Origin of the sequence: Pseudoalteromonas ostreae, from assembly GCF_018069805.1 — a bacterium.
GTDB classification, from domain to species: domain Bacteria; phylum Pseudomonadota; class Gammaproteobacteria; order Enterobacterales; family Alteromonadaceae; genus Pseudoalteromonas; species Pseudoalteromonas ostreae.
The window spans coordinates 66,256-85,036 of record NZ_JAGPYN010000013.1; the positions used below are offsets into that span (position 1 = coordinate 66,256).

The following is an 18,781-nucleotide window of genomic DNA, read 5'->3' on the forward strand; positions in this document are numbered from 1 at the left end:
TAAATAGTAAGTAAGGCGCTTTAAGCGCCTTTTACTGAATCTTTAAGATTAATTCAATTGACTGATTAATAAAGAGAAAAATTCTTCCTTGTTATTGCAGGTATGGGCGTTGAGTACTAGCTGCTCACCGAGTGCTAAAATGTGGCGCTGTACGTCTAAACGCGCCTGCGCATCTTCAATGCCATCAATGTCAGCAACGTGTGCTAAGCCGATAGTGCGGCGTATCAGTTCTGTCCCACAATAACCAATCGCATCTTGTAGAACTTGTTGCATAAAATATTCACCGTATCCGGCAGCTTTTAAATTGTTATCTGTGGTTTGCTCTGCAATAAATGTCAGCCACTGTTGTTCAAATAAAGTGTAGCTTTCTTGTACACAGGTTAATAAATGAGAGTGGTAGTTACGACGGCTCATAAATTTACTAATACGGGCGTTTTGGGCACAATAGTTTAATAATAAATTGCCGATAAATGAGCCAATATCAAAACCTACAGGGCCAAAAAAACCAAACTCAGGGTCGATCATCTTGGTAGTGTTTTGATCCACAAAAATGCTACCGCTATGCATATCGCCATGTAGCAATGTTTGCGGGCACGATAAAAATTTTGCTTTAAGTTTTGCAATTGCTAAATGAAGTGCGGCATTATTTTGCAATTTACTGACTGTGCTTTGTAGTTCGCTTGGGTAGTTATTGCGCTCATGCTCACGCAGAATATCGTTAAAAAATAAGTCTTCAGTAATTTGGCAAAGTTCAGGGTTGGTAAACTGAGTGACCTTCGCTTTTTTATCCTGAGCGGCTAAGTAAAAATCTGAATTATAAAATCCCGTATAACTTAAATAGCGGGCTACATGCTGGCCAAGCAATGGAAAGTGTTCTGCGTTAATCTGTGCGGTGCGTAAAATTTGTAAATGACCCAGATCTTCTAAAATAGTTAACGCTGATGCGGGGTTATAATGCAGTACATTGGCTGTGTGTTCAGGGCAAATAGCGCCATGATTAACTAACACTTCAGCTTCAATTCGTGCTCTATCAAGTGTTAATGGCCATGATTCTCCTACGCAGCGAGCATAAGGCAGTGCTTGTTTTAATATAACGCTGTTATTTTGCTCATTACTGATTCTAAATACTAAGTTTAAATTACCATCACCAAACTCATACGCAGTTAAAGTTTGATCTGGCTGAAAAAAATCATATCCCTCTTCTTTTACAAGATTTTTAATATAATCAATCGCATGCTGGGCATTAAACGCAAAGTATTTGGCCATCGGGCTTCTCTTATTAATTCAGGAATAATAGCATTCTATACCTTTAACCGTTTGGAAGTCTATACTTCCCGACTTGTGGGTTTTTAAAACTGATGTAAAATAGCAGCAGATTTTATATTGGTAGGTCCAACTCATATGCAAGATTTAATCGCTAGCAGCTTAAAATTCCAAAATAATACCTTAATGGTATTGGATCAGTATTTATTGCCCCATCAACAGGTGTGGCATGAATGCCGTGATGTAAAAACCATGAGAGAGCTAATTTTGAGTTTAAAAATTCGTGGTGCTCCATTGATTGGTTTAGGTGCTAGTTTATTAATTGCTTATTTGGCTGAACAAGACACAACCAAAGCTGTTTTAGCGCAAGCCATTGATGACCTTGAAGCTACGCGTCCCACCGCTGTTAATTTAATGCATTGCATGGCGAAACTAAGGGTGGCATTACAGCAGCAAGATTATGTAGCTGAAGTTATAAACACAGCAGTAAAGCTGTTCAACGAAGACATTGCTCTGTGCGAGAAAATGGCAACTCACGGAGCAAAACTCGTTAACAGTGGCGATAATATTCTGACTCATTGTAATACGGGGGCGTTAGCTACTGCAGGAATAGGCACTGCGCTTGGGGTGATTTATAAAGCGCAGCAGCGCCATGGTGACATTCATGTGTGGGTAGATGAAACTAGGCCATTGTTGCAAGGTGGGCGGTTGACTGCATTTGAATTAGAGCGCTGGCAAGTCCCTTACACCTTAATTTGCGATAATATGGCAGCGAGTTTAATGGCTGCAGGCAAGGTTGATAAAATTTTTGTCGGTGCAGATCGTATTGCTGCAAATGGTGATTTTGCTAATAAAGTGGGTACTTATAACTTAGCAGTACTGGCGCATTTTCATAACATCCCATTTTATGTAGTAGCGCCGCTAACAACCCTCGATGTAAACACAGCATGCAGTGCAGACATTGAAATAGAGCAGCGTAATGGAGCAGAGGTGCGCGGTGTAAGCGGCAGTTTTGGTGAAGCGCTATGGGCACCTACAAATGCTAACGTATATAATCCCGCATTTGATGTAACCCCCGCTAAGCTTATTACTGGCTGGGTACTCGATACTGGCGTTTATGACCAACAACAAGTGTTAGCTGGTGAATTAAAAAGGCTGGTTTAACAGCCTTTTGCCATATACACCCAGGCATTAATGCCGCTGCTAAATGACTCTTCAATACGGATGTAGTCATCAACTTCGTAGCTATCTGCGTTAGCAAGTTCCTCTAAGGTGATAGTAAATATAGTGCCAGTTACTGTATCTGTTGGCTGGCCTGTTTTAATTAATGCCGGGTGAAAACGCTGGCCGCTGCTTTTCAGCACTGCGGCGTCGGTGATCTCAACTTCGCCTACTACGTAACCTTGTAGTGTATCGGCTTGGCCTTCGAGTAAGCGGGCAAAGGTATCAAGCTGTACTTGCTCTAATTGCAGTGTGCCGTATGAAAACAACTTTTCCATTTAAACTCCATTATTAACAGATATCTAGTCCAATAAAGGAAACTGCTTAGCAATCTCAGATTCGGTGCTTTGTGCCACCCAGCCTTCGGTATTATTGAACAAACGGATCGCAGTAAATTCAGGATCGCTGCCCATATCAAACCAATGGGGAGTAAGCTCTGGTACTGAAATTAAATCACCCTGCTTGCAAAGTACTTGGTAAACCTTGTCGTTAATATGCAGGCAAAATAATCCTTGGCCTTTTACAAAAAAGCGTACTTCGTCTTCACTATGGGTGTGCTCAAATAAAAACTTAGCACGTAAATCCGCCGCTGAGGGGTTACCTTTAGCCAATGAAATTACATCAACAGTTTGATAACCACCTTGTTGCTTTAAGCGTTCAATATCAGCGTTATAGGCGGAAATAATAGCTTCATGGCTAGTATCAGCAGTAATCGTTTTTGTTGCTTGCCACTGCTCAAATCGTACATTTACTTTATTAAGCTCGGTGGCAATTTGTGCTGTATCTTGAGTGTTTAATAAAGCATTATTGCCGTTACAATCAGCAAAAATAGTCAGCTGGCTCATGCTAAATGCTCCACAGTGAATTGGCTAAAATCGTTAATATAGTTATGCGCAGGCGAGCTTGCTTGACCATCACGGATCAGGTGCAAGGTTTTTAAACCTGCGCCTTTGGCGGCATCAAGCTCGGCTGCCACATCACTTAAAAATAACACTTCATTAGCGGCAAAAGGTAGTTGCTCAATAATATTGTGATATGAACGTTGCTCTTGTTTAGCGCCGACTTGAGTATCAAAATAATCAGTAAATAAGGAGCGAATATCACCAAAGTCAGAGTGGTTAAAAATTAAATGCTGTGCTTTTACTGACCCTGATGAATACACATACAGCTGCTGGCCGGCTTGTTGCTGTGCAACTAAAAACTGGTAGGCATCTGGGTATAAATGGCCGGTAAAATCGCCATTTTCATAGCCAGTTTGCCAAATCAGACCTTGTAACTGTTTTAATGGGGTGATTTTTTTATCGTCACGGATCCATTCAAGTAAAGTGTTAATTACGACATCAATACTGGCATCTGGCTGTTCAATAATCGCTTTTACGGCAGTAATTTGCTCTGCTACCGTGCTTTGTGTTTGCTGAGTTTTTACAAATTCAGGAAGTTGTTCGGCGGCATACGGAAACAGCACCTCTTTAACAAACGAAATACGGGTAATAGTGCCTTCAATATCGGTCAGCAGTGCTTTGATCATGATTCTAATCCTACTAATTTTAAGCGTTCTATCTCACATGCTAATAAAAATTCAAGGCCTTCTAATTGACGGCGTACTTCACCAATAGTACGACCCACTACATACAAACCGTGGCCGCGAATAAGCACGCTGTGCTCAATAGGCGTGTGTAAGTGGTGATCGCTCACTAATAAACTCAAGCGATCAATATCTTGGTCGTTATCAAAGATTGGAATACTCAAGGTGTCTAAATGTGAAGTAATGCCGGTTAGTGACTTTTGCATTTCGTAGCCGTGTAAGTCTAGGCAGTGACCTTTAATAACCCGAGATAATACTGTTGCGGCGATGGAATGAGTGTGTAATACATAATTAGCAGCAGGAATAAGTTTATACATGCACAAATGCAATTCGGTTTCAGCTGAGGGTTTGGCGGCGCTAGCGCTACGATTACCTATATGATCGAGTTCAATAAAGGTATGCGACCCTAATTGACCTTTGTCAAAACCACTGGCAGTTACTACAAAGCCGGTATTGGTTCGCGCTGAAAAATTACCACCTGTAGCTGGCACCCAACCACGTTGACTGATCCACTTTCCTGCTTCTATAAGTTCTGAAATAGCGGTATTGTTATGCATACATTCCTCTAGCTAATTTAGACGGCTATACTTCTGTTAACAGCAATGATAGCATCGCTTTGGGCGCAAAACCATCATTAAGGGTAACCAGTGTTTGAAAGTAAATTGCCAAATTTAGGCACCAGTATTTTTAGTCAAATGACTGCTTTAGCAAATCAATTCGAAGCGATTAATTTATCGCAGGGTTTTCCTGAGTTTGATGCGCCTGAGCTACTTAAAAAACAGCTTAATCATTATGTGCTTGAAGGAGTTAATCAATATTCACCTTCATCTGGTGTACCGCGCCTGCAGCAACAAATTGCCCAGTTAGCAAAACGAAAATATGCAGCGGAGATAGATGCGGCGCAGCAAGTAACCGTGACCTCTGGTGCAACTGAAGCCTTGTTTGTTGCCATTCAAGCGCTGGTGCGCGAAGGTGATGAAGTCATTGTGTTTGACCCTGCCTATGACTCATATCAACCTGCGATAGAACTGGCTGGCGGTAAGTCAGTTCATATTGCTTTACAGGCTCCAAGTTATGCAATTGACTGGCAAACGGTGACTGCGGCTATCAATAGCAAAACGCGGGCTATTATTATTAATACTCCGCATAACCCAAGTGGTAAAACGTTAAAACAGCACGATATTAATGCTCTAAAAGCCTTGGTAATTAAGCATGACTTATACCTGATAAGTGATGAAGTATACGAGCATATTACTTTTGATCAGCAACCACATTTAAGTGTGCTGCGTGATAACGAATTGTTTGCTCGCAGCTTTGTGATCTCAAGCTTTGGCAAGACTTTTCATAGCACAGGCTGGAAAATGGGTTACTGCATCGCACCCGCTGCTCTTGCGGTCGAGTTTCGTAAAATTCACCAATATGTGACTTTTTCAAGCTTTACGCCGGCACAACATGCATTAGCCGATATGTTAGAACAGCAAGGTGAGCATGTGGATGAGCTCAGTGAGTTTTATCAACAAAAGCGTGATGTACTTAGTAATGCACTAAAAGATAGCCGCTTTACCATTTTACCAAGTGAAGGCACCTACTTTTTACTGCTTGATTACAGCGATGTATCGGATTTAAATGACGTAGAATTTTGCCAGTGGTTAGTAGAACAAGCAGGCGTTGCAGCCATTCCACTAAGCGTGTTTTATCAGCGACCAAGCAACGATAAAGTTATTCGCTTATGTTTTGCCAAAAATGACGCCACGCTATTACAAGCCGCGGAGATTTTATGTCAACTTTAACCCTCGCACTGATACAAACATCGCTTAATTGGTTAGATAAAGACGCCAACTTGGCACACATTAGCAATAAAATAGCTGATATAGATAAATCAGTAGAGCTTATTTTATTGCCAGAAACCTTTGCCACCGGCTTTGCTATTAACCTTGATTGCGCAGAGCCGGATCATCAGTTAAAGCAAGGCAAAGTGCTTGATTGGATGATCGCGTCGGCAAAATCAAGCAATGCGGTAATTGCAGGATCGGTATTGGTAACGCAAGGAAATAAAAAAGCTAATCGCTTTTATTGGGCATGGCCCAATGGCGAAGTGAAATATTACGACAAACGGCATTTATTTTGCTTGGGCAAAGAGGGCGATTTTGTAACCGCAGGGCAGCAACGTGAAGTGTTCACCCTTAATGACTTTAGAATTCTACCGCAAGTTTGTTATGACTTACGTTTTCCGGTCTTTCAACGCAATCGCAATGACTACGATGTGATGGTTAATGTCGCAAACTGGCCTGCTACAAGGCGCAAAGTATGGGACACCTTACTAATGGCGCGGGCGATGGAAAACCAGTGTTATGTGATTGGCGTTAATCGTATTGGTGATGACGCTAATGGCGTCGCGCACAATGGCGGCACGGCAGTGTATGACTTTAAAGGTGATACGTTAGCAGCCGCTACTGATAACAAAGCTGATGTTGTTATTATCACTTTGGACAAACAGCCGCTTGAGCTCTTTAAGCAAAGTTTCCCAGCGCATTTAGATGCTGATGGGTTTAGTTTGCAGGATTAACCCGCGTTAAAAACCTGAGAGGCTATTTAGCCTCAATACTGCTGATCACTTTACACAAGCTACCCACGCTACCGAGCTGGCAGGAATATCTTTTGTCACAACACTGCTGGCGCCAATCACAGAGTTATTATCAATATTCACCTCTGGTAATACCGGTACATTGCCACCAAGCCAAGCCAATCGTTACCTTGCAGACACCTAAAATAGTGAGGTTGTGGTTTGGATAAAAATTGTCACCCTGCTCAATATTAAAGCCATAGTCACAATAAAACATTGACTCAAGATACGCTTTACCTTTAAATTTCAATAATGCACTCAGGCTCTGAGGTTAGATAAGGTAAACCTGCAAGCATTTTTTCAAGTTTAGTCATTGTTGAACTCATGAGGTTAGTCCGTTTAAGTAAAACTGTTAGCGTCGAATTAACTAGTAGGTTAACTTGCGGAACTACAAAGGACTGTCCAGTCGTATCATTTGCTACTCTTCAGCAATGCGGTGAATTCCTCTAATGTGTTTTGATAAAATGAAGTGATTATCTCTATTGTCTCAAGCTCATTTTTATCTATAAAGATTTTAAAGGTATTTCGTTTAAAAAATGGGCCTAAAAAACGTCTGCGGTTTGAGACGTGAGCAGATATGCACCATTTGTTTTCTTCTAGGGTAGAAATCTGTAAAGAGGCATCATCCATATCTGGAATTTGCAGTATTATCACTTTCATTGATGATTCTTCACTTTTATTTTCCCAAATGAAACTTTTAAAAAATGATACTGCTTCAGTTAAGCTTGGTTGTAATGGTACATCTTGTTCCATTTCTTCATCATAGTACCCACAATATATTCCTTTCATCTATCTTTCCTTTTTTGCCATCTTTCAATATGGTGCAGTTTGAGTAAATTAACTGTAAAATCAATGCCAAGCCTTTTTATATAGAAAAATACCCCTTAAATTGCTCATTGTAAATAGTGGGGCTTTCTTTGTTATTAAATGGCGGAGAAGGAAGGATGGGCTTGCTTACGTCCATGTAATCAATCGCGGGAGGCGCTTGCAGCGGCCCAAAATGTTCCAGACATTTTGTCGAACCCTGGTCGAGGGTTCTCACCCGCCTTCTGCCATTTTTAACAACAAAAAAAGCCCCACAATAAATTGCGGGGCTTTTTTCGTTATTAAATGGCGGAGAAGGAGGGATTCGAACCCTCGATAGAGCTACAAACCCTATACTCCCTTAGCAGGGGAGCGCCTTCGGCCACTCGGCCACCTCTCCGGCGCATAAATTGTCATTTTGATAATCGAGTGAACCACCAAAACGTAATAATGGTGGAGAGATAGGGATTTGAACCCTAGAGGGGCTATAAACCCCTGCCGGTTTTCAAGACCGGTGCATTCGACCACTCTGCCATCTCTCCGTTGGGAAAGAATAATACGCAGGTGATTGGGGTGTGTAAATAGGAAAAAGATCGTTTGCTGTTTTTTTGTTCTAAAAAAGAGGTTTTTTTATAAAAAAGGTGTTTTTAGGGAGTTTAAAGAAGGGGTTGCAGCAAACGAGGGAGCTAAATAAGTAGTTTCATTTAGTGGTTGGGTGTTTGCTGCACCGCTAAAGTAATCATGGTTGGGTGATTACTTGTATTGAACTGCGCCGCCAAGAGCTAGTTTTTTGCCGAAACGGTTAAGTCTGGCAAGCATTTTTGCTTTGCGGTTGGTCGGTTTTACTGCAATATGGGTAGCTGCATTTTCGTTTAATGTATTTACTGGGTTCATTACTTTGCTCCGGGTTATGTCTGTTTTGACAACACGGCTATTTTGAGCTTTTTTTGCACAAAAATAAAACGATAAAAATTAGGGTTGTCAGATAGAAATAACTAATCCGAATTGTTTTTATTAAGGTATTATTCAGATAGTGCGTACTGAGTTTTATGCATGCTTATGAAATTTAAATTTACCTAAATCACTTGTTTAAAAGCAATATTACACTAGCTCTGATATTTTAATGCATTAGATAATAAATAAAGTGACTAATTATTCAGATTAATTTATTTTTTGAAAGTGTCTATTTCTCTACTTTTGAATAGGCTGGTATCCAGATGCTAATAATTATTAAACTATGTACGCAAAAAAAACATAAAAAAAATTGCACGTGGTTATTAGAGCAGTGTCAAAAACGTCAAATTAGTTACACTGTTTTTTACACCACAGGACATTTTACCAATGATTGCCAAAAAATAACGGTTTTGGCTCAGTCACAAAAGCGCGTTGTTGTGCTCGGTGGTGATGGCAGCTTGCATTTGGCTGTAAACGCATTGATGGGATTGAGTTGCTCGTTGGCGTTATTGCCTCAAGGGACGGGTAATGATTTTGCACGCGGCTTTGGCTGTACAAACTCAGCTTGGCGTAATGCTATTTTTAGTGATCATCAAGTAAAAATCGATATTGGCCAAATAAATAGCCGTTACTTTATTAATATTGCGGGGGTTGGTTTTGATGCGCATGTAGTACAGGCATTGCAAACCAAGCCTGCATTATCCGCTTTAAGTTATAGTTTAGCTGGCTTTAAGTGTTTATTCGTTTATCAGGCTACGCGCTTGGCTGGGAGTTTTGCAGGGCAGCAATGCGAATATGGTAATTTTATTACTGTATTTGCAAATCATCATTATTTTGGTGGTGGGTTGATGATAGCGCCAAAAGCACAATTGAATAGCGGCTATTTAGAGTGTTATCGCATGCCTGCGCGTGGCTTGTTAGGTAACCTCTATAGTTTTGTGCGCTTATTACTACGTAATCACCACGGTATGAAAGGGCTCAACTACCAGCGCTTAACCATTGCTTATATAAATACGCCTGATTTACCAATCGAAGCAGATGGTGAGCTGGTAGGCGTTACCCCAGCGGTGGTGACTATTCATCCGCTCGCGTTGCGTTTTTGTATGCCGCAATGCTAAATGACGAGTAATATGTTAGTAATAAAAAAGCGCCTAACAAGTAGGCGCTTTTGGCGTTAGTTGCGTATACACGCATTCTAACTGGGGATGGAGCTTTTTTGCTGCAATGATCGCGTTGCAAAAAACGCTTTAATTCTTTTGGTTGGGGTCAGTACGATAGCGTTACCTATTAGTACTAAACTAAAACCGATAAATGTATTGCTCTGCCAAATAAAGCCTTCAAATAATGTGCTTAACGTAACTGCAACTAATGGAAATAGCACAATCACATAGCTGGCACGTTCTGGGCCGATATTTTTTAGTAGTGCAAAGTAACATGCAAATGCTATTACAGTGCCAAAAACAGCTAGATAAACTAATGAATACCAGTAACTAGTAGGTGCAGAGAAGCTCAAGCTAGCATCAGTCATGAATACATAAAATAGCAGCCCAATTGCACTGTATAACATGCCCCATGCATTGCCTTGCATAACACCAATTTGTTGCTGGGAGTTACGTACGCTGACCATATTCCCTAATGAAGCCACAAAGGTGCCGGCTAAGGCAAGTAGTAAACCGACCAATTCCCCATTACTTAAGTCGAACTGCTGTAGTTGTGGCCAGAATAAACTTACGATACCCACTACGCCAATTAATGCACCCATATAAATACGTTTAGCGATGGGTTTACCAAAAAATAATCGAGTATTTACAATGTTCATCAATAGCAGCATTGAAAAGGCGATTGATGCCATGGCTGACGTTAAATAATGTTGTGCCCAGTAAAGTACTAAATAATTAAGTCCAAAGTTACACAGTGCTAGTAATACGAAGAAGCCATGATCGCGACGGCTATAATTCATCGGTAATTTTTTAATACTCACCCATATCCACATTAGGATTGCAGCCAAACTAAAGCGATAAAAGAGTGAAACTTCAACCGCGATATCGCCAAGTTGAAATTTGATTGCGAGCCAGGTAGAGCCCCAAATTAAAACGGTGAGTACATAAAGTACGATACTTTTCATTGCCTTGATCCAGTATGTCGATTAAGTGTTTATTTTAAGCTACTTCTGTATACTTAACATACACAGAAAACTACAAATGCAACCTATACAGATTGTACGACTTTAAGGTGTCGACTATGTCGCAGGTGATCAGCAAAACCAATCATGATTTTTTATATCAGCAAGTGATGCAGCTGGTGCGTGAACTTAGTGAGCAAGGAATGCTATTACCAGGCGAAAAACTGCCTTCATTACGTAAAATGGCCACTAAGCTCAATGTTAGTATTCCGACAGTGAAATTGGCTTATCAATCACTTGAAGCACAAGGTTTGGTTGAAGCACGAGAAAAATCAGGCTATTTTTTAAAAGCGGTACACAGTCAGTTAGCGCGACCAAGGCGAGTTAAACTTAATCGTGAGGCAGTTGCGGTTAACATGCAGGCATTAATTGAGCAAGTATATGATGCAATCCATCAAGCCGATGTCGTACCGTTTGGCATTGCTAATCCTGTAGCTGCTGCTCCAACCGATAAAATGCTAAGCCGTACGATGCGCCGTGTTATGTCGATTGCCGGCAGTCGCGCCATTAATTATGGTGCGATGGATGGTTTTGCACCATTGAAAAAGCAGTTAATTCATCGTTATTTAGATTTTGGCATTGGTGTTGACTCGCAAGAGCTTGTGATCACCAACGGTGCACAGGAAGCACTGGCGATCGCGCTAAAATGTGTCACTAAAGTAGGTGATGTAGTGGCGATCGAGTCACCTTGTTATTTTGGTATCATTGAACTGATCGAAAGCTTGGGCCTAAAGGCACTTGAGATCCCATTGTGTCCTGATGATGGGATCTGGCTTGATGATCTAAGCCAGGCTGTACATGATCACGATATTAAAGCCTGTGTGTTTTCTACTTCGATCAATAATCCTGTCGGTAGTTTTATGCCTGATCATAAGCGTAAACAATTGGTAGAGTTATTGGAATCTCGAAATGTGGTGCTAATTGAAGATGATGTGTATGGTGATTTATATTTTACCCCACAGCGTGGCACACCCGCTCAAGCATACTCAACAAAAGGGTTGGTATTAACCTGTGCATCGTTTTCTAAAACTGCGGCGCCGAGTTATCGTGTTGGCTGGTTGATTGCCGGAAAGTTCGCTGGCAAAGCGCGCCGTTATAAGCGTGCATTGAGTTGCTCTACGTCACTGATCAACCAGTGGACGTTATATGAATTTATAGCAAGTGGTGATTATGATCGCAATATAAAGCTACTGCGACAGCGCCTACGTTCTAATAAAGAACGAATGATCTGGTGTTTACAACAAGCCTTTCCGAGTACTGCTAGGATCAGCGATCCGCAAGGCGGATGTGTGATCTGGATTGATTTAGGTGCGGCTTACGATAGTGTCAAACTATTTCAACTGGCATTAGAAAGTGGCATTAGCATTACTCCGGGCTATATTTTTTCAGCCACCAATAAATACCGCAGTTGTATTCGACTAAGTTATGGTTTGCCATGGGGTGAAAAAATTGAGCAAGCGATTATAAAGCTAGGTGAGTTAGTACATTTAGCGAAGAAATAGCATGGCATAAAAAAGCAGCATCTTTTAAAAAAGACTGCTGCTAAAGGGATATCAAACTTTTAGCGTTTAGAACCTGAGTTCAGGTTAGTTATTTTGTTTATAACTAAATAATTGGTAGTCTTTCAATTCTGGAACTAGTTTAACTAATTGTTGCTCTTGATCTGCAATGGTTGAAAAATTACCGCACAGTACATCGGCGCGTTTTTCAAGCTCGTTAGCTTGTTGCTCAACTTTGGCTTCAATTTCAGCCCCCATGTTTACCATGCGCTGTTCAAAGGTTTGCATATCGCCACCAGAGCCCATTAGTTCTGAGCCTACAGCCATTAAAATACTACCCATCGATTGCATCATCGCAGCTTGTACGGCGCTTTCTATTTGCTCATCAAATTGGCTTTCAAAGTTTTCGCCAAACTGGTTAAAGCTTTGTTGACCCAGTACAAAAGCACCTTGTTGGTAAAAGGTGTTTTGTACTTCTACCTGAATATCAGCCATTAATTCATTGATGCTATCTAGGCCATCAATATTAAATGCATTGGCGACTTCTTCAATGGCAACCCCGGCAATTTTAACACCTTCAAGAGCAATATTCGCAACCTCTGGTAATTGGCTACGCAGGCTGTCTGAATAATTACTGAGCGCTTGGTGTTGTTGACTGTTTAGTACCAAAGTTTGGCCATCAATCATTAACTCGCCATTATTTATAAAAGTCATGGTGTGGTTATCAGCTGTATAAATTTCTAATTCATTTGGCTTAATGCGCACATCATTTTTAAATTCAACGGCACATGTGTCGCCGCTAAAAGAAATATTCGTCTCATTATCATTATGTGCCATTGCTCCTGTGGCAATGAATAAAGCACTTATTAATAGTAATTTTTTCATTTTTATTTCCTGCTAATTTGTTGATTATGACTAGTACACATTTAACCTATTTAATATATATCAAGCTTAGTGCCAACTATTATTAATAATTAAAAACAATGGGTTAATAAATTTTTGTTCTTTTTTGGTTGTATTTAAAGATTATAAAAAAGCGATTTTTTAGTCATTTTGACTAATTCACTCTAATGCATAAAAGATGCTTATCGTTTCGATAAAAAACTCTCACTTTCCAGAAATCAAATTTAGCGCTATTTATTCACAATATCGACATAACACTATTTTAGAATCGCGTTATGGCTTTATTTTGGTGCTTTTTCATACGGTGAAATAGTGCTGAACATTTTTAATTTACCAATGATAGTGATAAAAAATCCTTAATTGGTCTCAAACACTTTATGGAGTGGGTTGTGGGTAAGACATTTAGTTACGATGCGCTAGATGACGATTTTGTTGAAGACGAGTACGAAATGGTCGGGCGTAATCAACACGACAAGAATAAGCAAAAGGTTAAGAAAAAGTTGGAAGACTACCTTGAGCAAAAACGCTTGCGTAAAAACTTGGGCGATGATGACTTAGATGAGTATTTGAACGACTAAGAGATAATTTAAATAAAGAGGCAATTTGCCTCTTTATTGCTTTTAGAGTTTAGGTATTACTGCTTTTAAGGGCTTTGATAATAGCACCTTCGATTTTTTGCGGCTTGGTAAATGGTGCAAAGCGTTTGATTGCCTCACCGTCGCGGCCAACTAAAAACTTAGTGAAATTCCACTTTATTTTGCGGGTTAAAAATCCAGGTAATGCTGATTTTAAATGTCTGAATACGGGGTGGGCGTTTTTGCCATTAACATCAATTTTGTTCATCATCACAAAATCAACACCGTAGTTAATTAAACAACCTTGCGCTATTTCTTTTGCGCCGCCAGGCTCTTGCTTGCCGAATTGATTGCACGGAAAACCAATAATTACTAACCCTTGATCCGCGTATGTTGCATGTAATTGTTGTAAACCTTCGTACTGTGGGGTGAAGCCACATTGACTGGCAGTGTTGACAATTAACACAACTTTGCCTGCGAAATCTGAGAAATCAATGCGTTGGCCTTGCAGATTGCTGGCTGAAAGTTGATAGAAGTCGTTCATGTTACTCTCTTGTTATTGTTGTTTGTTAAATTCTATCCTGAGTTGTGATAGACATACAGCTTCAATTATCATCACATTACATAGGCAATTTAATTTTAATTTATATGTTTAAAGCTTGTGAGTAAATGCTCAATTAATAATCGCACTCTGTACGGCATTAAATCTTTACGTGGATACACTAACCAAGAGGCATTGTCTGTTACCTGAAACTCATCAAGTAAGGTAATTAGTTGCCCGTTTTCAATATACTCATCAACAATATCAGCGGCTAAATGGGCAATGCCTAAGCCTGCCAATGTGGCAGATAATAGTGCGCGCGGATGGTTACTGCGCCAGTTGCCGGCAACTTTTATTTCTTTTATATCGCCGGTAAAATTAAAGCGCCAACGTTTTCCCATGGCAATTAAGCAATTATGTGCTGTTAATTGTTGGGGTGTAGTTGGCGTCGGGTGATGTGCTAAATATTCTGGACTAGCAACGAGGGTCATGATTCGCGGGCTAAGTGGTCGTGCAATTAAGTTGGAGTCTTGCATGCGGCCAAAACGGATCGCTAAATCAAAGCCTTCTTCAACTAAGTCGACATTACGATTGTTGAAGTCCATATCTACCTCAACCTCAGGGTAGCGCTTTACAAACTCAACAATTTTAGGTGCTACATGACAAGCAACAAATTCACCAGCACCAGAAATTCTAATGATCCCTTTGGGTTTACGTTGCTCACCTTGTAGTTGGTTATTGGCATCAATTAGCTCTTGTTTAATTGCTTTGAGCTTTACGGCATATTCGCGGCCGACATCGGTGAGGCTTATTTTTCGGGTGGTGCGTTGAAATAGCAATGAGCCTAAGCGGTTTTCAAGTTGCTGTACTTGGCGGCTAATATGTGAAGTTGATACTTCCATGACTTTGGCTGCTTTGGTAAAGCTGCCATGTTCAACCACATGTAAAAATTCATCAAGGCCATGCCACATAATTTAGTTCTCAAAATATTAAGTAATTACAGTTTATATCATCTATTGTTGCAACTGTGCAAAAGTGATTCTCTGAGCTTAGTCTTTAAATTAATGCTTAAATCCCTACAATTAGGTGGTCAGCAAATTTTAGCTCACACTAAATAATGAGCACCTCAAAGCAATGGAGCAAGCATGTTAAATTTCAGTTTTGCAAACCCAACCAAGATTCATTTTGGCGAACAGCAAATTGCCTTAATCAAAAATGAGATCCCGGCAGACGCAAAGGTACTTGTTACTTATGGCGGTGGCAGTATTAAAAGCAATGGTATTTATGATCAGGTGTCTGCGGCGTTAAGCGAACACACTTGGTTTGAATTTGCCGGTATTGAACCTAACCCAAGTTACCAAACATGTATGAAAGCCGTTGCGTTGGTTAAAGAAAAGCAAGTTGATTATATTCTTGCTGTAGGCGGTGGTTCGGTAATTGATGGTAGTAAATTTATTGCCGCAGCAGCTAATTATGACGGCGAGCCATGGGATATTCTAGCTAAAGGCGGTGAGGTAAAATCAGCAATAGCATTAGGTGTTGTATTGACTTTGCCAGCAACGGGTTCTGAATCAAATTCTTTTAGTGTGGTTTCAAACCTTGATAGCCACGATAAACTGCCGTTTGCGAGTCCATTAGTACAGCCACAATTTGCAGTACTCGACCCGGCGGTGACTTACTCATTACCAAAACGTCAAGTGGCAAACGGTATTGTTGATGCGTTTGTACATACCATGGAACAATACTTGACCTATGACGTAGGTGCAAAACTTCAAGACCGTTTCGCTGAAGGTATTTTAATGACCTTAATCGAAGAGGGCCCTAAAGCGTTCAGTGAGCCTGATAACTATCAAGTACGGGCTAACATTATGTGGTCAGCAACGATGGCATTAAACGGCTTAATTGGAGCGGGTGTACCGCAAGATTGGTCAACGCATATGTTAGGCCATGAGATGACGGCTGTGTATGGTCTTGATCACGCACAAACCTTGGCAATTGTACTACCGCGCATGATGGCGGAGCAAACAGACACTAAGCGCGGTAAAATCTTACAATACGCAGAACGCGTTTTAGGATTAGATACCAGTGATGAAGATGCAGCAATTGAACAAGCAATTAATGCAACTGAAGCGTTTTTTCACAGTGTTAATATGCCAACGCGTTTAAGTGATTATAATTTAGGCGAAGAAGTTGCTAATAAAATTGTTGAGCAACTGGAGCGCCATGGGATGACGGCATTGGGTGAACGTCAGCAAGTTACGCTTGATAAAAGCCGCGCTATTTTATTAGCCAGCGTTTAAATTAGCCAAAAAGGCTAATTTAAGATCAAAAATAAACCCATACCGACCAGTGTTGTGTAATAAATATTGTGCGTTTTATACGCGATAATAATGGCTGCTATTGCCGCACTGAGGTATGGATTTTGCCAATCTAAATTTATCCCCTTGTCTGTGACAAACACAATCGGCACCCAAATCGCGGTAAGTACCGCCGGTGCGCTAAAACTTAGAAACTGCTGCATTTTCGGGCCAACTTTAAATGGTAGGTCACGATGTAAAAATAAGTAACGGGTACAAAAGGTAATACACGCCATGAGTAAAATAATGGTCATCATCAGTTATGCTCCAATTTACCTCGTATACGGCTAATAAGATAACCGGTAGTCATCGCCGTTAATGCCGCAGCCACTAACCATAATTCAAAGCCTTGGCTTTTTAAAACGCTAGCCACAACACCAGAGCTGACAACCGTTGCTAATGTAGCGAGGTTTTTAATAGCTGGAATTACTAATGCAATAAAAGTTGCAGCAATAGCAAAGTCTAAGCCTAAATTAGTGAGATCAGGAAGCAGACTGCCCGCTACGATGCCAATTAATGTCCACAAATTCCAAGTAATATAAAAGCTAAAGCCGGCACTGAGCGCGTAGATCAAGCGAGTTTTAGTTCGATAAGCTTTGCGGTGATGGGAAAATGCAAACAGTTCATCAGTGAGTACAAAGCTTACCGGTAAGCGCCAACGCATAGGTTGATCAATCACTTTGTGACGCACAGCCAAACCATATAAAAAGTGCCGTGAGCTAATAATAAAGGTGGTGAATAAAATGGTCAGTAATGACGTGTTACCAGCTATTAGTTCAATGGCAACAAGCTGCGCCGAGCCGGCAAATACCAGTAACGACATAGCTTGAGTTTCAACAGCAGTAAAGCCATTTTGAATTGCTAAAGAGCCACATAATATCCCCCAAGGGATCACCGCTAAACACAGCGGTAACATATCTAAAAAGCCTTTTAGGAGTGCGCGTTTGGTGCTAAGTGTCATTAATGATTTTCACTACGGTAATTAATGCCCTTAGTCTGCCATAGAACAATTAACCCTGAACAGCAAAGATGCTAAATTAACAAAAGTTTGAAATAATAAGCTTTTACGTAAAAGAGGTTAAGCATGCACAAAATTAAAGTATGGGATGGGTTTATTCGCAGTTTCCATTGGTTGTTAGTTATTGCAATTGCAGCGCTGTATTTTAGTGCTGAAGAAGGCATGATGGAATTACACTTTGTGGCTGGCTTTTTCACCTTAGCGTTACTAGTAACACGCCTTATTTGGGGCTTGATTGGTAGCAAAACAGCTAAGTTAAGTGCATTGTTTCATCCACCTAGCGCAGTACTAAAATCATTTAAACAAACAGATAATAAACCGGGTCATGGCGCAGCGGGCAGCTACATGGTGTTGGCATTTTTTACTTTATTGTTGGCGCAATTGATAAGTGGCTTAATGACCACCGATGACATTCTGACAGACGGCCCATTAGTGCAGTATGTATCAAGTAATGTAGTTGAATGGGCCGGCTGGGTGCATCATAAAAACTTTGATTTATTGTTGTACGCGATTATTCTCCATATTTTGGCAATTGTAATTTATCGTATTAAAGGCAAAAATTTAGTCAAAGCAATGGTTACGGGCTATGCTGCTGAAAAAAATAAAGATAATGATGAAGAGCTAACAAAATCACCGTGGACTGCGATAATTATTTTTGTCGTTGTATTTACGGCATTATTGATGACATGGGGCGCAGAACCTGTGGCCTACTTGTTTAGTTAAACGGTTCAACAGATCAAAAACGGCGCTAATTTAGCGCCGTTTTAGTTTTAAGCTTATCGCATGAAAGATTAGTCTTTAAATGATGTGTGACAATCTTTACAGCCTTTAGCCCATGGGCCAAATGCTTTAGCAATTACTTTTTTATCACCTGTTTGCGCGGCAACGGCTAGTTCATCAGCATATTGTTGAAATGCTACCGCTTTTTTCATAAAGGTTTCGTTATCGCTCCAAATAACAGGCAATGCAGATGTTTCGCCTTTGTCAGAGCCTGCAACAAACGCTTCCCATGGCATTTTTGATAATGCAGCGGCATTATTTGCGCGGTGCTTAAAACGCTCAGCATCAAAAGGTACTTTGCCCTTTAGCATATCACCCATATCACCAATTTGGACGCGGATCATTGAAAATGCCGCTTGGCGGTACTCAATGGCGTCGCTAGGCTCTTCAAATGCTGTATTGGCAGTTGCACTAAGTGTACATGTTGATAATAACGCCCCGATAAATACTTGCTTCAATTTCACTTTACTACACTC

Annotated in this window: 23 protein-coding genes and 2 tRNA genes; 8 read left to right on the forward strand and 17 right to left on the reverse strand. The window is 40.6% G+C overall.

All coding sequences use genetic code 11. From position 1 onward, the window contains the following. Nucleotides 1-48: 48 nt before the first annotated feature. Nucleotides 49-1,266: an S-methyl-5-thioribose kinase gene (mtnK, locus tag J7338_RS11970; RefSeq protein ID WP_210797270.1), complete on the reverse strand. Its 1,218-nt coding sequence runs from the start codon at nucleotides 1,264-1,266 to the stop codon at nucleotides 49-51. Between the two features lie 135 nt (nucleotides 1,267-1,401). On the opposite strand from mtnK, the gene mtnA reads away from it, so the two are divergent. Beyond that, nucleotides 1,402-2,427, forward strand: coding sequence for an S-methyl-5-thioribose-1-phosphate isomerase (gene mtnA, locus J7338_RS11975; protein WP_210797271.1), 1,026 nt, complete (start codon nucleotides 1,402-1,404; stop codon nucleotides 2,425-2,427). Here the strand turns inward: mtnA and J7338_RS11980 are convergent. From J7338_RS11980 to J7338_RS11995, 4 genes are read right to left on the reverse strand one after another with little or no spacing between them, the layout of a single operon-like run. Beyond that, complete coding sequence (locus J7338_RS11980) at nucleotides 2,424-2,762, reverse strand: gamma-glutamylcyclotransferase family protein (protein ID WP_210797272.1); 339 nt, start codon at nucleotides 2,760-2,762, stop codon at nucleotides 2,424-2,426. The two genes, mtnA and J7338_RS11980, sit on opposite strands and share 4 nt — an antisense overlap. 24 nt (nucleotides 2,763-2,786) lie before the next feature. Continuing rightward, nucleotides 2,787-3,329 (reverse strand): 1,2-dihydroxy-3-keto-5-methylthiopentene dioxygenase, encoded by a 543-nt coding sequence (locus J7338_RS11985; protein ID WP_210797273.1) that lies wholly within the window; start codon nucleotides 3,327-3,329, stop codon nucleotides 2,787-2,789. Next, a complete protein-coding gene (mtnC, locus tag J7338_RS11990; protein ID WP_210797274.1) occupies nucleotides 3,326-4,012 on the reverse strand; it encodes an acireductone synthase in 687 nt (228 codons plus the stop codon). The genes J7338_RS11985 and mtnC overlap by 4 nt, the downstream gene beginning before the upstream one ends. Continuing rightward, the gene (locus J7338_RS11995; protein WP_210797275.1) at nucleotides 4,009-4,626 is read right to left on the reverse strand and encodes a methylthioribulose 1-phosphate dehydratase; all 618 of its coding nucleotides are present in this window, start codon (nucleotides 4,624-4,626) and stop codon (nucleotides 4,009-4,011) included. Before J7338_RS11995 ends, mtnC begins: the two co-directional genes overlap by 4 nt. 90 nt (nucleotides 4,627-4,716) lie before the next feature. On the opposite strand from J7338_RS11995, the gene J7338_RS12000 reads away from it, so the two are divergent. Both J7338_RS12000 and J7338_RS12005 read left to right on the forward strand, forming a co-directional pair. Continuing rightward, the gene (locus J7338_RS12000) at nucleotides 4,717-5,859 is read left to right on the forward strand and encodes a methionine aminotransferase (protein WP_210797276.1); all 1,143 of its coding nucleotides are present in this window, start codon (nucleotides 4,717-4,719) and stop codon (nucleotides 5,857-5,859) included. Then, complete coding sequence (locus tag J7338_RS12005) at nucleotides 5,847-6,635, forward strand: amidohydrolase (protein WP_210797277.1); 789 nt, start codon at nucleotides 5,847-5,849, stop codon at nucleotides 6,633-6,635. The genes J7338_RS12000 and J7338_RS12005 overlap by 13 nt, the downstream gene beginning before the upstream one ends. 45 nt (nucleotides 6,636-6,680) lie before the next feature. Here the strand turns inward: J7338_RS12005 and J7338_RS21130 are convergent, their stop codons facing one another. From J7338_RS21130 to J7338_RS12030, 5 genes are all read right to left on the reverse strand, one after another. Next, nucleotides 6,681-6,815 carry an LbetaH domain-containing protein gene (locus J7338_RS21130; protein WP_415837803.1) on the reverse strand — a complete coding sequence of 45 codons (135 nt, stop codon included), beginning with the start codon at nucleotides 6,813-6,815 and terminating at the stop codon, nucleotides 6,681-6,683. 288 nt (nucleotides 6,816-7,103) lie between these two features. Beyond that, on the reverse strand, nucleotides 7,104-7,481 hold the full coding sequence (locus J7338_RS12015; RefSeq protein WP_210797278.1) for a hypothetical protein: 378 nt from the start codon (nucleotides 7,479-7,481) through the stop codon (nucleotides 7,104-7,106). Between the two features lie 322 nt (nucleotides 7,482-7,803). Continuing rightward, nucleotides 7,804-7,896 (reverse strand) — tRNA-Ser (locus J7338_RS12020). A gap of 51 nt (nucleotides 7,897-7,947) precedes the next feature. Further along, nucleotides 7,948-8,038: transfer RNA gene (locus J7338_RS12025), tRNA-Ser, on the reverse strand. Between the two features lie 211 nt (nucleotides 8,039-8,249). After that, nucleotides 8,250-8,390, reverse strand: coding sequence for a hypothetical protein (locus J7338_RS12030; RefSeq protein WP_210797279.1), 141 nt, complete (start codon nucleotides 8,388-8,390; stop codon nucleotides 8,250-8,252). A 323-nt stretch (nucleotides 8,391-8,713) separates the two neighbouring features. Between J7338_RS12030 and J7338_RS12035 the strand changes: the two genes are divergently transcribed. Then, on the forward strand, nucleotides 8,714-9,568 hold the full coding sequence (locus tag J7338_RS12035) for a diacylglycerol/lipid kinase family protein (protein ID WP_215909068.1): 855 nt from the start codon (nucleotides 8,714-8,716) through the stop codon (nucleotides 9,566-9,568). A gap of 77 nt (nucleotides 9,569-9,645) precedes the next feature. On the opposite strand, the gene J7338_RS12040 is transcribed toward J7338_RS12035, so the two are convergent. Next, nucleotides 9,646-10,575: a DMT family transporter gene (locus J7338_RS12040; RefSeq protein WP_210797280.1), complete on the reverse strand. Its 930-nt coding sequence runs from the start codon at nucleotides 10,573-10,575 to the stop codon at nucleotides 9,646-9,648. A gap of 116 nt (nucleotides 10,576-10,691) precedes the next feature. Between J7338_RS12040 and J7338_RS12045 the strand changes: the two genes are divergently transcribed. Next, nucleotides 10,692-12,134 (forward strand): aminotransferase-like domain-containing protein, encoded by a 1,443-nt coding sequence (locus J7338_RS12045; RefSeq protein WP_210797281.1) that lies wholly within the window; start codon nucleotides 10,692-10,694, stop codon nucleotides 12,132-12,134. Nucleotides 12,135-12,218: 84 nt separating this feature from the next. Here the strand turns inward: J7338_RS12045 and J7338_RS12050 are convergent, their stop codons facing one another. After that, nucleotides 12,219-13,016, reverse strand: a complete 798-nt coding sequence (locus J7338_RS12050) for a YggN family protein (protein ID WP_210797282.1) — start codon at nucleotides 13,014-13,016, stop codon at nucleotides 12,219-12,221. Nucleotides 13,017-13,423: 407 nt separating this feature from the next. Between J7338_RS12050 and J7338_RS12055 the strand changes: the two genes are divergently transcribed. Beyond that, nucleotides 13,424-13,612 (forward strand): PA3496 family putative envelope integrity protein, encoded by a 189-nt coding sequence (locus J7338_RS12055; protein ID WP_145240019.1) that lies wholly within the window; start codon nucleotides 13,424-13,426, stop codon nucleotides 13,610-13,612. A gap of 49 nt (nucleotides 13,613-13,661) precedes the next feature. Here the strand turns inward: J7338_RS12055 and J7338_RS12060 are convergent, their stop codons facing one another. Together J7338_RS12060 and J7338_RS12065 are read right to left on the reverse strand one after the other, a co-directional pair. Next, complete coding sequence (locus J7338_RS12060) at nucleotides 13,662-14,153, reverse strand: glutathione peroxidase (RefSeq protein WP_210797283.1); 492 nt, start codon at nucleotides 14,151-14,153, stop codon at nucleotides 13,662-13,664. Between the two features lie 95 nt (nucleotides 14,154-14,248). Continuing rightward, a complete protein-coding gene (locus J7338_RS12065; RefSeq protein ID WP_210797284.1) occupies nucleotides 14,249-15,121 on the reverse strand; it encodes a LysR family transcriptional regulator in 873 nt (290 codons plus the stop codon). A gap of 174 nt (nucleotides 15,122-15,295) precedes the next feature. Between J7338_RS12065 and J7338_RS12070 the strand changes: the two genes are divergently transcribed. Continuing rightward, nucleotides 15,296-16,450, forward strand: a complete 1,155-nt coding sequence (locus J7338_RS12070) for an iron-containing alcohol dehydrogenase (RefSeq protein ID WP_210797285.1) — start codon at nucleotides 15,296-15,298, stop codon at nucleotides 16,448-16,450. A gap of 14 nt (nucleotides 16,451-16,464) precedes the next feature. Here the strand turns inward: J7338_RS12070 and J7338_RS12075 are convergent, their stop codons facing one another. Both J7338_RS12075 and J7338_RS12080 read right to left on the reverse strand, forming a co-directional pair. Then, on the reverse strand, nucleotides 16,465-16,764 hold the full coding sequence (locus J7338_RS12075; protein WP_210797286.1) for an AzlD domain-containing protein: 300 nt from the start codon (nucleotides 16,762-16,764) through the stop codon (nucleotides 16,465-16,467). Beyond that, nucleotides 16,764-17,468, reverse strand: a complete 705-nt coding sequence (locus J7338_RS12080; RefSeq protein ID WP_210797287.1) for an AzlC family ABC transporter permease — start codon at nucleotides 17,466-17,468, stop codon at nucleotides 16,764-16,766. The genes J7338_RS12075 and J7338_RS12080 overlap by 1 nt, the downstream gene beginning before the upstream one ends. Nucleotides 17,469-17,591: 123 nt before the next feature. On the opposite strand from J7338_RS12080, the gene J7338_RS12085 reads away from it, so the two are divergent. Continuing rightward, nucleotides 17,592-18,248: a cytochrome b/b6 domain-containing protein gene (locus J7338_RS12085; RefSeq protein WP_210797288.1), complete on the forward strand. Its 657-nt coding sequence runs from the start codon at nucleotides 17,592-17,594 to the stop codon at nucleotides 18,246-18,248. A gap of 68 nt (nucleotides 18,249-18,316) precedes the next feature. Here the strand turns inward: J7338_RS12085 and J7338_RS12090 are convergent, their stop codons facing one another. Continuing rightward, on the reverse strand, nucleotides 18,317-18,769 hold the full coding sequence (locus J7338_RS12090; RefSeq protein ID WP_210797289.1) for a c-type cytochrome: 453 nt from the start codon (nucleotides 18,767-18,769) through the stop codon (nucleotides 18,317-18,319). Nucleotides 18,770-18,781: the final 12 nt, after the last annotated feature.

Excerpts from the sequence above, each read along its gene's own strand:
- mtnK (WP_210797270.1), bottom strand. The coding sequence starts at position 1,266 with ATGGCCAAATACTTTGCGTTTAATGCCCAGCATGCGATTGATTATATT.
- mtnA (WP_210797271.1), top strand. The coding sequence starts at position 1,402 with ATGCAAGATTTAATCGCTAGCAGCTTAAAATTCCAAAATAATACCTTA.
- J7338_RS11980 (WP_210797272.1), bottom strand. The coding sequence starts at position 2,762 with ATGGAAAAGTTGTTTTCATACGGCACACTGCAATTAGAGCAAGTACAG.
- J7338_RS11985 (WP_210797273.1), bottom strand. The coding sequence starts at position 3,329 with ATGAGCCAGCTGACTATTTTTGCTGATTGTAACGGCAATAATGCTTTA.
- mtnC (WP_210797274.1), bottom strand. The coding sequence starts at position 4,012 with ATGATCAAAGCACTGCTGACCGATATTGAAGGCACTATTACCCGTATT.
- J7338_RS11995 (WP_210797275.1), bottom strand. The coding sequence starts at position 4,626 with ATGCATAACAATACCGCTATTTCAGAACTTATAGAAGCAGGAAAGTGG.
- J7338_RS12005 (WP_210797277.1), top strand. The coding sequence starts at position 5,847 with ATGTCAACTTTAACCCTCGCACTGATACAAACATCGCTTAATTGGTTA.
- J7338_RS12015 (WP_210797278.1), bottom strand. The coding sequence starts at position 7,481 with ATGAAAGGAATATATTGTGGGTACTATGATGAAGAAATGGAACAAGAT.
- J7338_RS12030 (WP_210797279.1), bottom strand. The coding sequence starts at position 8,390 with ATGAACCCAGTAAATACATTAAACGAAAATGCAGCTACCCATATTGCA.
- J7338_RS12035 (WP_215909068.1), top strand. The coding sequence starts at position 8,714 with ATGCTAATAATTATTAAACTATGTACGCAAAAAAAACATAAAAAAAAT.
- J7338_RS12040 (WP_210797280.1), bottom strand. The coding sequence starts at position 10,575 with ATGAAAAGTATCGTACTTTATGTACTCACCGTTTTAATTTGGGGCTCT.
- J7338_RS12045 (WP_210797281.1), top strand. The coding sequence starts at position 10,692 with ATGTCGCAGGTGATCAGCAAAACCAATCATGATTTTTTATATCAGCAA.
- J7338_RS12050 (WP_210797282.1), bottom strand. The coding sequence starts at position 13,016 with ATGAAAAAATTACTATTAATAAGTGCTTTATTCATTGCCACAGGAGCA.
- J7338_RS12060 (WP_210797283.1), bottom strand. The coding sequence starts at position 14,153 with ATGAACGACTTCTATCAACTTTCAGCCAGCAATCTGCAAGGCCAACGC.
- J7338_RS12065 (WP_210797284.1), bottom strand. The coding sequence starts at position 15,121 with ATGTGGCATGGCCTTGATGAATTTTTACATGTGGTTGAACATGGCAGC.
- J7338_RS12070 (WP_210797285.1), top strand. The coding sequence starts at position 15,296 with ATGTTAAATTTCAGTTTTGCAAACCCAACCAAGATTCATTTTGGCGAA.
- J7338_RS12075 (WP_210797286.1), bottom strand. The coding sequence starts at position 16,764 with ATGATGACCATTATTTTACTCATGGCGTGTATTACCTTTTGTACCCGT.
- J7338_RS12080 (WP_210797287.1), bottom strand. The coding sequence starts at position 17,468 with ATGACACTTAGCACCAAACGCGCACTCCTAAAAGGCTTTTTAGATATG.
- J7338_RS12085 (WP_210797288.1), top strand. The coding sequence starts at position 17,592 with ATGCACAAAATTAAAGTATGGGATGGGTTTATTCGCAGTTTCCATTGG.